This window comes from Enterobacter sp. SCRI0065, assembly GCF_059766475.1.
The window spans coordinates 1-14,794 of the sequence record NZ_JCBAJB010000014.1 but is presented as its reverse complement, the minus strand read 5'-3'; the positions used below and the strand labels follow the sequence as shown (position 1 = coordinate 14,794).

Below are 14,794 nucleotides of genomic sequence, written 5' to 3'. Positions count from 1 at the left end.
TATGAAAAAAGCAATATTAATATTGCTGACAGTAATGTCAGCACAGGCTATTTCTGCCGAAAAAAAGAGTTTCCCACAAAATACTCAACGTGTTTTGCCTGAAGTATCGACTCAGGTGGTTCTTTCTAACCGTGATGTTAACCGTCTTGTCTGCGAATCAGGTGAAGCCTCTAAGCCTGTATACAGTAAAGAAAAGCCTGTTGAAGTCGGAGTTAGCTCGGATCGCCGCTCTTTCTGGGTTAAATTCAAATACCTAGCACAAGGTGGTGTAAATCATTATTACTCTGAACCTACAGAATTGTATTTAACCTGTGGAACTTCCACCTTTGAACTTATTGCATTACCAAAGTATGAAAACCCTCACAAAATATTGTTAGGCTCTGATACCAAAGATCGCATTAAGGATAACCAGGCGTTATTCGGTTCTTTGGCTTTGGAAGAAGCTGCTGTAGCCCTCACTACAAAGATTATTTCTGACGGAACTGGTGGCAAAGGGTTGCCTGAGAGTTTTGAGGTTGTAAACGATCGGGGCAACTGGATGCAAAACATCTATGACAGTCGTGGTCGTCACATTCCCATCGAAATCCGTAAAGAGCGTGATGTACTTGTTGATGGCACAGGATTGCGTGCCTCTCAATATACCATTCGTGCCTTAAATAACGTCACGTTAACTGAAACCATGTTTCTCAACTCCAAGTTCGGAACAAATATTTTCGCCATTACAGCTGAAAATCTTGCCATCAGTACAGGCCAACTTTCTTCACTCGTCATTGTTCATAGGGAGACAATGTAATGGTTGACAATAAATTCCCTCTTATTGAAAAAGCGCGAGCATGGTTCCATCGTCAACCTTCAGCTCAGCAAAAAAATATTAAGAAATACGGCACTATTGCGACTTTCGTTCTAATTGCTCTGGGTATTTATTATTCGACCGGTCAGGACAAGAAAAAGGTTGTTGAACCGCCTAAGCAAACTGAGGTTACAGAATCTAAAACCAGCTCTTACGTGCAAGACGATATTGTCTCCACTCTTGGTGGTCAGATTAAAGACCTAAAATCGGGCATCAATACACAAGTTAAGGATGCTGTTGCTGATGCTGTTCTGAACGGTCAGTTTAACCTTACGCCTCCCCCGTCTTCAGGGAATACCACAGCTGCACCTGGCGATTCGCAAGCGGCCCAGAACTCTCCAGGTTCTTCAACATCCTCCAATGGTTTAGCCGATGCTCATGGCATGGCTAGCTATCCTGCACCCTCTGGTTACAACGACACCTCATCGCAGGAGGGGGCGCAAGAATCAGGGAATGCTGAAGAACCAGCTGTGATGTGGGTAGGTGGAATCTCAGATAGTAATGGCGATATTGCTATGCCTTCTGTTCCTGAGGACTCTACAGCAAAAAAGAGCGAGATCCAGTTGCCGGTTGGATTTATGAAAGCAAAGCTCCTGGTCGGCGTTAACGCGCTTACAGGGCAGTACGGCTCTGATAATCCGCAGACGTTAATGTTCAGGGTTCAGGCTCCGGCACAGTTACCTAATTTCATTAAAATGAATCTTCGTGGCTGCTTTGTAATTGCAAATGCAACCGGCAATCTCAGTTCAGAACGAATCATCGTACTGCCGGTATCGATGCACTGCATGACTATGGATGGCGGTTATATCGTTGAAGGTGATGTTACCGGTTTTGTCTCCGACCGTGACGGTAAACGTGATATGTCTGCGCGTGTTGTTTCCCGTGCTGGTCGTCTATTAGCCGCTACAGTGTTTGCTAAATCTATTGAGGGCTTTGCTAACGTTATCGGAAACCAAAGCATCCAGCAGAATGTATCTCCACTTGGTAGCATCAATACCATCAAGCCTGACGAAGCATCCAAAAACGCAGCTGCAACCGGCGTAGCTGGGGGCTTCACAGAAGTCTCTAAATATCTACTCAATCTCGCACAGCAAACTTCTCCAGCACTGGAAACCGGCCCCGGCAAAGATGTAACTCTCTTTGTTCAGAAAACAGCTTCACTCGAAATCAAACAAGTAAGGATCAAATAATGAAACTCGCAAAAATCTCTCTGCTGCTATTGGGTTCTACGATTCTTGCAGGCTGCAACGTACTGCCCTACCACAGTGATTTCGCGTGTAAGCTCGAAGATGGTTACGGTAAATGCATTTCCTCAGATGATGCCTATACAGAAGCTACAACCGGCGTGGATATGGGGCATGCAATCACCGAAGATGGCGTATCTGATGACCCAAAGGGATCTGCCGCTAAGACTGCGGCCACGAACCAAACTGCTGTATCTAAGAATGACCCTTCTTATCAGCAGTATCGTGACCGTGTTTACAAACAAATGGCTCAACTCGTTGAAGCTCCACAGACACCAGTTGTACGTCAGCCGACTGTTGTACGTACTCTAATCCTTTCGTACTCACCAGGGCTGGATGATCAGACGGCATACATGCCGCGCTACGTCTTTACAATGTTAAACGGACCTAAGTTCGTTCTGACGGATTACAAACTCTCTACTGACGACTCAGCACCATCATTTCTGATGGGGGGGAAAGGCTAAATGCTGAATACTCTAAAGACATTTGCTGAGCGACATCTGTTCCTGCGTAATGAAGTTACCAAAACAGATATTCTCAACATGGCCATACGCGATCAACCTAGCGAATATCTACCATATTTGGGCTTTAAAAAGCGCTTGCCTGGGGAAGATTCCGATACCAATGTTTTTCTAAATTTTGACAACACTCTTGGCTGGATTTGGGAGTTGAAACCGCTGGCTTTCATGGGCAATGACAAGCTCGACAAGCTGCATGGCATCGTGCGCTCGCAGTTCCCGAAAGGAACAGTATGTCAGTGGATTTTGTATCCTGACCATAATCTATCCAGTCATATCGAAGAATACTGCGAAGTACGCGACGCAAGCGACCCTGTTACTGCTATGAACATGGCGCAGATGGAAAAATTTCTGCGCGAAGGTGCAGAAGGTGTTGGCAAACTTTTCAATATTCCCCTTCGTAATTTTCGTTTGTTTTTCACCATCAAGAATGAGCAACGCATCTCGGAAGAACTTTTAGTAGCTATCCATGAATCATTCGGTATTGCGGGGATGGAACCCCGCCGATGGGAAGCCTCAGACCTGATTAAATGGGCCGGAGAATTCTTCAGTGGCGAGCCTAATAACGGGCAGTATGATCCCGAGCGTCAGCTGCGCAAGCAAATGAATGCTTCTAACATCGACTTTTCAGATCCAGGCTCATTAATTTTCGCCGGTCATCGCTACGGCGTATGTCTTTATCCGAATGTCGTTCCTCAGCAAAAAAATAACCCATTAAATACGAATGAATTGTTTGGGGGTTATATGGGTGTTGAGGACGACATGCGACAGATCAAGTCTCCTTTCCTCTATACACTGACCATCGTTTATGACGACCTACGTAAAAATATCACCGACAAGGCGACACAAACGATGTTCCAGCGCGTTGGGTCTGGTCTGGCGCACTCACTTCGGCAACGTATAGACGAATTTTCCATTATGCAAAGCATGATGGCTAAAGACAGCAAGTTCCATTATGTCATTCCTCAGCTGTGGGTCTTCGGTAAAACGGAGAAAGAAGCTTATGAAGCGGCAGCGCAGGCCAAAAACATGTGGGAAGGTTTTGACTTCCAGATCATGTATGAGTCATCTATCAAGAACGTAATGTTCTACACCGCCCTGCCCTTTGGCTTCTATAACATTGAAAGCAATATCGACAATATCGACCGTCATTTTTATCTCGATAATGAAAATATTACCCGCTTCCTGCCGGTTCAGTCAGATTTTCGAGGCGGCGGTCGCCCGGTTCAATCTTTGATTGGTCGCAAGGGGCAACTCATATCGCTGGACATGTACGATCCGAGGGCTAACGCACACAACTTCGTTGTTATCGCTGAGACGGGGGGCGGGAAATCGTTTTTCCTGAATAGCATGGTTGATGATTACGCCAGCATTGGTGCAAAAACGCGAATCATGGATTTGGGTAAAAGTTATGAAAAGCTCACGCGTATTCGTAAAGGGCGCTACATAGACTTTAACCTTCGAAATCCGATTTGTATAAATCCGCTGGATTTTATTGCAAATGATGATGAAGACCTCGCTCAGAACATATCAGCAGCCCAGATTGTCTTCAGTTCTGCCGCCTATGCATTCACGGGCCAACCGGTCAATGAACTTCAAGCCAACCTTATTGACCAGGCTTGTCGCTATGCCTACAACAAAGGTGACGGTATCCGGGGTACAGATGCTGTCACTGATTTTCTGATAACTGCTAAGTTCCTGGAGTCGGAATACAGCGAAGAACACAAAAAGAGCATCGAGGAGATTAAAAATACTGCGTTCCATATCGCCTACTTGCTGACTGCTTTTAAGTCCGATGGCGCATTTGGCAAATTCTTTTGCGGCGCGACTACCTTCAACATAAAAGATGATGATTTTGTCTGTACTGACCTTGAGAAGCTCCGTTCAGTTAAGCAGTTGTTCTTCCCTATGGTCATGAATCTGATGAACGCGATAACAATGGATCTGTATCTCTCCGACCGTTCTCGCCCCAGCATTATCCTAGTTGAGGAAGTAGCCTCAATGTTGCAAAAGACCGGTTTCGTTTCGATGGATGGTCTTACGCAAATGATTAACGAAGGCTACCGCCGCGCTCGTAAGTACCGAGGCGCAATGGGAATCGTTCTTCAGTCGCCACTGGACTATGAAGTGCTACCCGGACTCGGACCGGTAGTTAAAGCCAACGCACAGTGGCGGTATTACCTGGAATCCCGTATGTACGACGAAGCCGTTAAGAAAGGCTTGCTTCCTAACATCACGGAAGGATTCCCGCTGAAATTACTGAGCAGCGTTCGTAATGCACGACCACGCTATGGCGAAGTCTTTATCGACTGTCCGTTGGGTATGGGCGTTGCGCGTCTTTGTGTTGATCAATGGCGATATTGGGTAAACACCTCTGATGGTAAAGATGTCGCAGCCTTCGACCAGCTAATGGCTAGCGGTATGGAACCGGTAGAGGCTCTTATCCAGCTTTCCGGGGTGAATCCGAACGCAACGAGGGCTGGCTTAAGATGAGGTATATCCTTCTGGCTATGGGAGCATTTATGCTCCCTGTTTCATTTGCGCATGCGCAAATTCAGGCAACTCCAGATGCGACCAAAATCACCGCAAGTAAAGATGTTGCAAATTCCATTTCTTCAACTGTTAAAGGAAAAACCAGCAACGCCTCACGTTTAAATGAATCACAGATTCGTCCTGTGTCGGGTGAAAATACGATGCGAACGTATGACGGGAAAACCGCGTTTGATGGCAAAGCCGTTTGCAAGGGAACGTCTGAATTCATGCGTATGCTTGTACAGCCAACCAGTAACGGAAATCTGAAACTCCTGAATATCATGCAGGATACCGATATGAATGGCACTCTGGACATTACGACCTCTCCGGGATGGGATATTTCGGTAGTGTGCAGCAACGGTTTTCAGACATGCGTCGATGCTAATAATGCAGCCACATGTACCTCATGGGCTTGGGTGGCAGATGCAAATAGCTATCAGCTTGGCCGTAAAAATGTAGCTATGACTGATCTGGGTGGTTGCTACTGTATAAATAATAGTTGTGGCAGTAATCTTGCCTGGAATAATTTGGGACAAATACTTAACGATCTGGGAGGGGGGGCATCACAGGCTTTATCAAGGGCAAATCCGTGGTTCACACTCAGCCAGATCAAAGTTGATGGTGTATCAGCATCTTTTGTAGGCGGTGATACCGCATCATGTTCCATCGGAGATTCAGAAGGTTTCTTCGGCACAGCTGATGGCAAAAAAATCCTTAATTATAAGGATAATTACAATGCCATGAAAAATGATGCGGCAGCGGATAAAAATACCAGCAGCGCTTATAAATCAATTACAACAGGGTCACTAAATCCAAACGAACAATATGATTTAAAATCATGTTCTGTTTCCAGAAACGTCCCACTCGATGAAGTTAAGCTAAATGAAATAATAGCTTTTGACGGTGGTGAAGGCACTGTTCAGCAATGTGGTACTGATTGCCTTCAGTTAGTAATGGGAAAAATCGGGAATAACTATTGGGATGGATACTGCAAATATTATGAAATTGAAAGCAAATTTTTTGTTAAAAAACCAGACCGCATCAAAAGTGCAACATTAGTCGAAGTTCAGTACGATGACTGGATGCAGATGTGGGTCAGTGACAAGGTTGTCTGGAATGGTCCTTATGGAAACTGGACAGATATGGGGCCAGTTCCTGGTAATTGTCAGCTAAATACAAGCTGGAAAGAAAACCCAAATCTCGACTTCAAAAAGTACTTAAATAAAGAAGGACCGGTAACATTCAAACTACGCGTCGAGGTATATGATGGAGGCGAGGGATATGCACGGGTTAATTTGAAAGCTGATTTATCCTGTAAGGAAGGCAAGGATTATATCTCTAATACCTGCACCGCTTATGAACAGGATAAAGAGTGTCAACTGGTAGAAGAATCTGTGGATGGAGTAAAAACATTCACAGGTAGTATTAACACCGGTTTAATTCCACTCGCTCAAACTCAGGTGCTTCAAGGAAATTTCTGCTCTGTGCCAGTGAAACGAGATTGGTTCAAGAAGAACCGTACCTATCGCTGCAACAAAAGAACAACTTTCAACTTTGATAAAATTATCGAACGCAAGGCATATGTAGACAAGACCGTAACGCCCGGCGACTACAAAGATAAAATGTTCAATAACGGAAATGTTAGCTATGGGGCAGGAGAACTGTTCTGGCCTGACATGCCTAAAGTAGGCGAATGTATAAACATGTGTAAAACCCGAAAACCAAAACAAACCCCTGATATGGCGGTTTCCGGTCAGGTTGATAAAAATAACAAATCAGGCGTTACTAAATACGATAATTTCTATTATGAGTGTGACTCATCAAATAAATGCCCTGCGGAAGCGGGAGAGGAAGTAATTAAAGCATGTCAGTGTCTTAATGAGTTTGCCGAAGCCTCTGCAATTATGCAGGTTGTTCGACAGGCTGGTCAGGACATGATTTGTAGTTCTGGTGCAACTAAGAAGCCTGATGGCACAAGCAAATAAGGATAATAAATGGAAATCTTGAAGAAGTTGATAAGTTCTATTTTAATCTTGTGTCAATTCGTGATGGTGGTAGGTGTTTTACCTGCGCAGGCAGCAGACCCTATTGCGACAAATTTCGTGTGCGGTCAGGATTTGAATAATAATGGTTATCTTGGTGATGAGGGTGAATATCAGGCCTGTCAAACAGCCACGATTAAACACTCAACATCTGCTAACCCCTATTGTTTACCAGGTTACACGATGCAGGCAAACGGGGCCTGTATGAAGTATGAATACGCGCCAAAAGGTAGTCAGTGTCAAAATGGCTATTTCATACAGAACGGTCGCTGCGTTAAAGAAAACATATTACAGGCCCAGGGTTACTGCCCTAGCGGTTATGTAATAGTAGGGAATGGCTGTCAGTCCTATTCCTACACTGCCGCCACTCAATACTGCCCTGCTGGCTCCTTCATACAAAATGGCCGGTGCGTGAGGCAACAGCAGCTTGCACCTACACTTAGTTGTCCGAATGTTTCGGGAGTTCAGTGGACATATGACGGGTCCGGGAAATGTATTATGCCTGGCGCGATCCAGGAAGATACTAACAGGGGTCGGTGCTGGAACGTCCCGGATGGATATCAAATGTCTGATTGCCTTGTCATCATGCAGGGTCCGGCGCGGTTCTGGCGTACTGTTGTGTATGCGAAATACATCTGTGCCGCTGGTTCATTGGTAAATGGCTCATGCGTTGTTAACGCTGATGCTGGAGCAGTACAGTTAACTTGTCCATCCGGCACTGTGCTTGAAGGGGGTCGGTGTAAGCGCACAACGACAACAAATCTTAACTATCTTTGTAATACGGGAACGTTGGTGAATGGGAACCAGTGTAAAGTGGTTTCCGACGCTGGGCCGGTTCAGGCTGTTTGCCAGAGCGGTTACATTATTCAAAACGACCAGTGTGTTAAGTCAACCCCTTCATCCACTCAATATTCATGCTCACAGGGTGAGTTAAGTGGTACAAGCTGTATATGGAACACTTCCGAAAATTATTGCCCTATCGGTGTAAATCAATCATGCCTGAGTAATAACGGGGGCGCGTCTTGCTCACCGAATAAATGTATTGATACTGGTGTTAACAAGCCGGTTGATGAAGGCAATATTGATGGTTCAATGCTTGTCGATGACGGTAAGAAAAGTGAAGAAGGTGTATGTATGGACCAAATCTTCATTTTCAGTGGCCGTGCTCAGGACTGTAAATTAGCCGGTATCGATACTGCCTATAAAAACTGCTGCAAGAGTGAGGGCAAGGTATTCACTGATTCTGCCGGTGCGATAGGCAATATCTCCACCGCTGCGAGTACAGTATCCAAACTCTACACTGCTGCTCAGGAGGCATATACCTATTACACAGTTGCTATGCAGGCAACCAGCGATGTTGCAGTGGCATCCTCAATGGCCGCACAGGGCTTCAGCCAGGCAATGGTAGCCATGTTTAACCCCGCGACAATAGCCATTGCCGTAGTAATGTATTTCGCTATGGAATACCTCATGAAAGCGTGTGATCAGACATCGATGGAAACGGCTATGGCTGCGGGTAGCGGTTATTGTCATGAAGTCGGTACGTACTGTAAGAAAAAAATCCCGTTGCTGGGCTGTGTTCAGAAAGCTACTGGCTACTGTTGCTTTAACTCTAAGCTTGCGCGAATCATCCATGAGCAGGGACGGCCACAGCTGAAGAACTTCAATGGATGGGGGAATGCAGGTTCTCCACAGTGCCGGGGCTTCTCACCAGATGAATTTGCCGCCATCAACTTTGCGGAGATCGACCTTAGTGAGTATGTAGAAGACATGGTGAAAAAAGCGACTGACGAAATCCAAAAAGATGTTAATCAAATAACAGAGGACTTTTATAACAAGACAAATTAATTAGTCTTTGGCCTTCAAGGAAGAAGGCCATAAAAACACGCAAAATCAACACCTTGAATCCATATCAATAATCAAATCTAACTAATTAAAAATTGGGCATGCCAATTAATTAATTATGGTTTATGATACAAACACGTATCATGAGCGAAGATTTGCTATGCAAAAATTAATGACCCTGCTAATTAGTGCCACCCTGTCCTGTGCCGCCAGTGCTGCCACTGTCGGGAATACTATTGGTCAGATCTATGACATCGCAGAACCAGATGCGCTCAGTGAAATTGAGAGCCGCGTCCGGGCTGTTGACTGGTCGAAGGAAATGAATAAGAACCGCGAATCATGGCATGCGTTTCGCGGCGTTCCATTACCGGTCGCAAAAGAAACACGTACTCGTACCTTTGTACCCTTTTATACATCCCTGATCGATGTACCAGATAAAAATGGCCGCATCCTTTACCCGAAAGGTTATACGTTTAATCCACTGCAACACGTACATCTGCCCCAACGTATTGTTGTGATCTCGCCGGGTCAGGAGGAATGGCTCAAATCACATGTCAATGACACGGACATGGTGCTGTACACACACGGCGATGTAATAACAAAGGGAGAGTCTATTGGTCGCCCTGCGTTCATTCTTGATTCGAACCTGCAACAGCGTCTTGACGTAAAAGTCACACCCAGCATCGTAAATCAGGAAGGTGCGCACCTGGTGATTAACGAATTTGCATGGAATCCCGAAAAGAAAACCTCCACAGCCCTGCTTAGATCCATGTCTAATGACATGCTCAGCGCTACCTCTGATGTCCTTACGACCGCTTTTAACGCGGTAATACCAGCTGCTCGCGCAGAGTGCAAAACCTCGTTCCTTAATCCCGTCACAGATATCGGCTGGAACTGCATCTTCCCGATGCGCATTGCCGGTGTGCAAATCGTGGGTGGAGAAGAAAATGCAAGCCATAGCGATAGCCCCGTTTGCGTGTGCAAAGGTGGGGCTATACCAACTATCGGCCTTAAGACTTCTTTTTGGGAACCAAAACGCATTATTGATACAGTCTCCGATCCGTATTGCATGATGCCTCTCGGTACTACATTGAGTACGCCAAAACCAGGCACTCTGTCTGGAGGCCTCAACGAAAATACCACGTCTAAAAGAGCCTTCCAGCAAACCCACTATTACATCTTCCCTGCGTGGAAAATTCTCAACATGTTTTACGACATCCCTTGTCTTGATGACGAAGGATATGACGTAGCAATGATGACGGAGATTCTTCCTCAGTGGAACAACGACATTTTGAGTCTGATCATAAACCCGGAAGCCCTGTTATTCGCTAATCCGATTTCCACAATCACCTGCTCAGCAGACGCTGCTGCTGCTTCCTTTGGCATGCCACTTAATGCGCTGTTCTGGTGTATGGGGTCTTGGGGTAATGCTTATCCGCTCTCCGGCTCGATTACTTCAACTGACTATGTAGAGGCAAATGCGGGTATTGCTGCCAGAACCATCTACATGATGGGTCGCCTCGGCCTTCTCTGGAATACCTCAGCTGATGGTTGTTATCGCGAACTCGCCCCTATATGGCGTAAAGACCGCTTCAAATTGCAGATGATGCGCCCTGCTCGCAGTACTACTTGCCTTCCGATTGGTCGTGAAGGATTGCTTTGGACGGGAGGAAAGCACGACCCGCGTAAAGACAATTTCATGTGGATGATGTTTGAAAAGAAAGATTGCTGCGTCCGTTATAAGGGTTCAGTGATGTAAGCACATTTGCGCATGCGCAAATTTTAAGGAAAACCAATGAGAAACCTAATTTTAAGTAAGAACTTATCAGTACCAGCAATCTTCTTTTTTTTATTGTGTGTGAAAGGCGGCGAACTAGCCGCCTGGATTATGGACAAGACTAATCTTAGCGTGTGGCTGGAAGCCAACAAATTGGGAAACACATTCAGTGGAGCCGATTTTTCGATGCTTCCTGCTATTGCAGTTATGGCGGGAATGTATGCGGTGAGCTATTGGATTTTCCTGATCGTCGAGATGGTTTTCGAAATATACGATGGATTAACTACCGCGCCCGAGTCATCTCGCGTCACTAAAAGCGAAAAGCCAGCTGTTAGCTCACCAGAAAGTCGTGAACAGGCTGAAGCGTATACGCCTTCAGAGAACAACGATGAACAGGAGAAAAGCTAATGAAGAACAGCACTCTATTCCTTCTCGCTTCTCTTGCGACTTTTGGCGTTTGTGCAACCGGCAGCGAACCACTATCAGTAAAAATCTCGCCTGAAATGATGGCCGCTGCTCAAAGTGCCAGCACACAGGCGGTGCTGTCGCTTACCGATGATGAACAAAATGTTGCGAAGCAATTTGCAACATCTATTGCTGAATTTTCAAAAAGCGATGCCTTCAAGAAAAAGCAGGACGCCGTTAAGTCACAGGTCTTTGCCACTTCAGGGATGCAAGCTGATGAGAAGAATGAGGATGGGCCAAAGCTGGCCGGGAATCAGCTCGTCATGTTTGTGTCTAGCAGTATGCCGCTTATAACTCTACGAAAGTATGCACATGACCTTTCAAAAGTCGGCGGTGTCATGGTGATGCGCGGCACAGTCGGCGGGATCAGCAAAATGGTCGATACCATCACATTGACGCGTAATGTGCTTAACGCTGACCCCTCCTGCGAGGGTGCTAAATGTAAGATGTGGGGTACTGAAATGCTCATCGATCCTATGCTTTTTCGCATTTATGGTATCAACAAAGTACCGGCTCTCATTTACCAACCTGATATGAATATCCAGAGCTACTGTGATGGCCTGGAAAAAGTGAATAAGGCATCAGCGGTTGTTTATGGTGATGCTTCAGTACGCGCTCTATTGGAACGTATGAACATAATTTCCCCGGACGAAAAGGTCAAAAACCTTATTACTGCACTGGAGAAAGCATAATGCTACTGAAACGAATATCATTGCGCATGCCGTTATCTCATGATTCGCGCGTTTATCTTAATACAGTCACCATAGCCCTTTCGCTGATGATCGCATACAGCATGTTCACACGCATATTAATCCCGGCAACTCACAGCGTTTATCCTGTTGTTCTTTTTCGAACCGGCCAGGTAGCTGCTGAACAGGACCAGTATGTTCGTTTCTATCTGAAAGACAGTTATTTGCCGAACGGCGAAGCGAACCTGGTTAAGCGTTTGGGTTGTATTTCAGGGCAATACCTTCAGCGGCAGGGCAACCAGTTTTATTGTGACGGCATCGAAATTGCGCAAGCAATGACCCGTGATCAAAAGGGAAATATCCTTCCAGTATTTCGCTTCACCGGCGTTATTCCAGAAGGCAAAGCTTTTGCTGTAGGTGACACCATTAACAGCTACGACAGCCGATATTGGGGTTTTATTAATATCGCAACGACAGAAAAGCTAACCCCCCTTATCTAAAAATTTGCGCATGCGCAAATGCTATCTTTTATTGAGGCTTGTATGTTCAAAGAAATGATACTTGTCATAGCAACATTACTTTCATTTTCTGTATTGGCTACCAGTGATGCAGCTGCACCTGCAAAAAATCCAAGGCACGGGTTGTTCTGGTATGAAACTCCTAAAAAAGAGGAAGATAGGAAAGCTGAAAACAATTACCCACGACCGGTGATCCCCTCAGCTGAAGAATTATTTAAAATGCATCCAAAGGATGTACAGGTTTTACTGGATAAGACAAGAGATTTTGCTTTGTTCAAATTATCTCCTGACGTTGTTCTTGATTATTATAAAGTTCAGGATGCCGCACGTCGAAAATCTGCTGCTTTTACCAGCCTGACGGGTTACGTAATGCTTGAAAATCCTGAACTCAATGCAGCTTCGGATTATCCAATCACTAACCCTGGAAATGCTGAGAAACAGCGAGAGCGTCAGGAGCTTAAAAGAAAAAGCCTGATAAAGAACCGTAACGAATATGCACTCCTGTTTTTTAGTGAGCCTAATTGTGGATTTTGTGTACAACAATCTCGTATCCTGGAAAATTTCCAGCGTGAGACTAGTTGGTATATCAAAGAAATTGATATTAAGCGTGAGCCTGCTGCCAGAAAGAAATTTAACGTAGATCGCGCGCCCGTCACCATTCTGATTAAGCGAAACTCAGAAACCGATAAATGGATGCCTGTTTCAGTAGGTGTCGATTCTCTCGACAACCTAAGAACTAGTATTTACAACATGACTCGCGTCCTGAATGGCGAACTTGATCCGCGCCAGTTCTTTACTAATGAGAAACAGCAGGGTGGATTCTTCGACCCATTAAAAGGAGCTGATAAATGAAACTATTTCTGTATATGCCATTACTTTATTTGTGTTTTTTTGGCAGTGTTCAGGCTGAAATACAGCCGTTGCAAGACCAGGCGCAAGCTGAAAATGTCCAGGTTACTGATCTGTTATTCAAGAACAGAAAGAACTTTGCCCTGCTCTATTTCGTCCAGCCTGGCTGTGTATATTGCCAGCATCAACTCCCTGTCATGGAAGAATTTCAGAAAGAAACAAACTGGTACGTAAAAACCATAGATATTATTCAGAACCCGGAGGTACGGTCTAAATTCAATATCAATGGCACACCCGTAATAGTTATTATTAAGAAAAATGCAGGAGCAAATAATTGGCAATCGGTATCTATAGGGTACTCCCCTCTTAATACCTTACGCGCGGATGTATTTAAGCTGGTTCGCCTGTTTAACGGTCAGGAACCACAAAGCAAATATTCAGTTCGTACTCAACGAAATGAATCCACCCCAATTCGTTAACAGGGAAGCATCTTAATGAAACTCAGACATTTTATACTTCTTGCAGCCAGTGCGCTGTCTCCTCTGAACGCGTTCGCCGGAAACTGGGCCGATAAATGGTTCGATAATGCGGTTTATGACTCACCCAGTAGTTTCGATAGTCAAAAAAGAGGCTATTACACAATGGGGGGATTCACTGCGCGAACCACTACCAGTACGGACTACCCCATCACAATTTCACCTCCACGGCTCTCTGTTGGCTGCGGGGGCATAGATGGTTTCCTTGGGGGCTTCTCCTTCCTCGATCCTGATTTTTTAGTAGAAAAAGCTCAACGTGCTATGCAGGCAGCTCCGTATGTGGCCTTTGATATGGCTCTCAAAACCATGTGTAAGGAATGCGCTGACACGCTCGGTAAGATTGAGCAAATCACTAACTTTCTGAATGGTATCCAGCTCAATGAATGTGCTATGGCGAAGCCTATAGCGACTGCAATGGTTGAGCGGGACCCAGCTGCACTAAGTGGTCTTTGGACTGAAATTACGGGTACAAAAAATCTGGAAGAAGCAACGGATCGTATGTGGAGTGATACTACGTCAAAAATTAAAGCAGCAGACGACAAACCCATTGCTGACCTGAAATCAATGATTGCTGGATGCCCAAAAGACTTTCGTGATCTGATGCAGCACGGCTCAATTGTGCAACGTGCAGCAGCAAAAGTAGGAATGGGTGACTATGCAGATACTATTCGCGGATACATGGGTGATGTCTGGATTGAAGCGAAAACCAATGACAAAATTCCAGTGGCTAAATCCTGGACAAGTTGCCCTCAGAATAAGAAGTTTTCCCTGGATGACATGTTGAACGGTCGTTCTTACGTTAAGGGGTCCGCTTGGAAAACGGAAATTATCCCACGCTAAGAATATATTTTGTACAGCAGTGGAGAAGGATGAGAGACCAGCAGTTCATTAACAGGGACTCCTTTTTGCTTAAGCGGCTCAATGGTTCT

At 45.3% G+C, this 14,794-nt stretch carries 13 protein-coding genes; all 13 read left to right on the top strand.

The features are described from left to right. Position 1: 1 nt before the first annotated feature. The 13 genes from AC6EMZ_RS21855 (at position 2) to AC6EMZ_RS21795 (ending at position 14,705) form a co-directional block, all read left to right on the top strand. A complete protein-coding gene (locus AC6EMZ_RS21855; RefSeq protein ID WP_498404938.1) occupies positions 2-793 on the top strand; it encodes a TraK domain-containing protein in 792 nt (263 codons plus the stop codon). Next, entirely contained in the window at positions 793-2,040 is a 1,248-nt protein-coding gene (locus tag AC6EMZ_RS21850) for a TraB/VirB10 family protein (RefSeq protein WP_498404937.1), read from the top strand. Before AC6EMZ_RS21855 ends, AC6EMZ_RS21850 begins: the two co-directional genes overlap by 1 nt. After that, positions 2,040-2,558 carry a TraV family lipoprotein gene (locus AC6EMZ_RS21845; protein WP_498404936.1) on the top strand — a complete coding sequence of 173 codons (519 nt, stop codon included), beginning with the start codon at positions 2,040-2,042 and terminating at the stop codon, positions 2,556-2,558. Before AC6EMZ_RS21850 ends, AC6EMZ_RS21845 begins: the two co-directional genes overlap by 1 nt. Next, positions 2,559-5,105 (top strand): TraC family protein, encoded by a 2,547-nt coding sequence (locus tag AC6EMZ_RS21840; protein WP_498404935.1) that lies wholly within the window; start codon positions 2,559-2,561, stop codon positions 5,103-5,105. It abuts the gene before it with no gap. Between the two features lie 29 nt (positions 5,106-5,134). Beyond that, complete coding sequence (locus AC6EMZ_RS21835; protein ID WP_498404934.1) at positions 5,135-7,129, top strand: conjugal transfer protein TraN; 1,995 nt, start codon at positions 5,135-5,137, stop codon at positions 7,127-7,129. A gap of 9 nt (positions 7,130-7,138) precedes the next feature. After that, positions 7,139-9,034, top strand: a complete 1,896-nt coding sequence (traN, locus tag AC6EMZ_RS21830; protein ID WP_498404933.1) for a conjugal transfer protein TraN — start codon at positions 7,139-7,141, stop codon at positions 9,032-9,034. Between the two features lie 157 nt (positions 9,035-9,191). Next, positions 9,192-10,790, top strand: coding sequence for a TraU family protein (locus AC6EMZ_RS21825; protein ID WP_498404931.1), 1,599 nt, complete (start codon positions 9,192-9,194; stop codon positions 10,788-10,790). Positions 10,791-10,826: 36 nt separating this feature from the next. Next, complete coding sequence (locus tag AC6EMZ_RS21820; RefSeq protein WP_498404930.1) at positions 10,827-11,216, top strand: hypothetical protein; 390 nt, start codon at positions 10,827-10,829, stop codon at positions 11,214-11,216. Beyond that, on the top strand, positions 11,216-11,965 hold the full coding sequence (locus tag AC6EMZ_RS21815) for a type-F conjugative transfer system pilin assembly protein TrbC (protein WP_498404929.1): 750 nt from the start codon (positions 11,216-11,218) through the stop codon (positions 11,963-11,965). The genes AC6EMZ_RS21820 and AC6EMZ_RS21815 overlap by 1 nt, the downstream gene beginning before the upstream one ends. Continuing rightward, positions 11,965-12,462, top strand: a complete 498-nt coding sequence (locus tag AC6EMZ_RS21810) for a S26 family signal peptidase (RefSeq protein WP_498404928.1) — start codon at positions 11,965-11,967, stop codon at positions 12,460-12,462. Before AC6EMZ_RS21815 ends, AC6EMZ_RS21810 begins: the two co-directional genes overlap by 1 nt. 42 nt (positions 12,463-12,504) lie before the next feature. Continuing rightward, positions 12,505-13,332: a conjugal transfer protein TraF gene (locus AC6EMZ_RS21805; protein WP_498404927.1), complete on the top strand. Its 828-nt coding sequence runs from the start codon at positions 12,505-12,507 to the stop codon at positions 13,330-13,332. Then, positions 13,329-13,808, top strand: a complete 480-nt coding sequence (traF, locus tag AC6EMZ_RS21800; RefSeq protein ID WP_498404926.1) for a conjugal transfer protein TraF — start codon at positions 13,329-13,331, stop codon at positions 13,806-13,808. Before AC6EMZ_RS21805 ends, traF begins: the two co-directional genes overlap by 4 nt. 15 nt (positions 13,809-13,823) lie before the next feature. Continuing rightward, on the top strand, positions 13,824-14,705 hold the full coding sequence (locus AC6EMZ_RS21795; protein WP_498404925.1) for a conjugal transfer protein TraH: 882 nt from the start codon (positions 13,824-13,826) through the stop codon (positions 14,703-14,705). Positions 14,706-14,794: the final 89 nt, after the last annotated feature.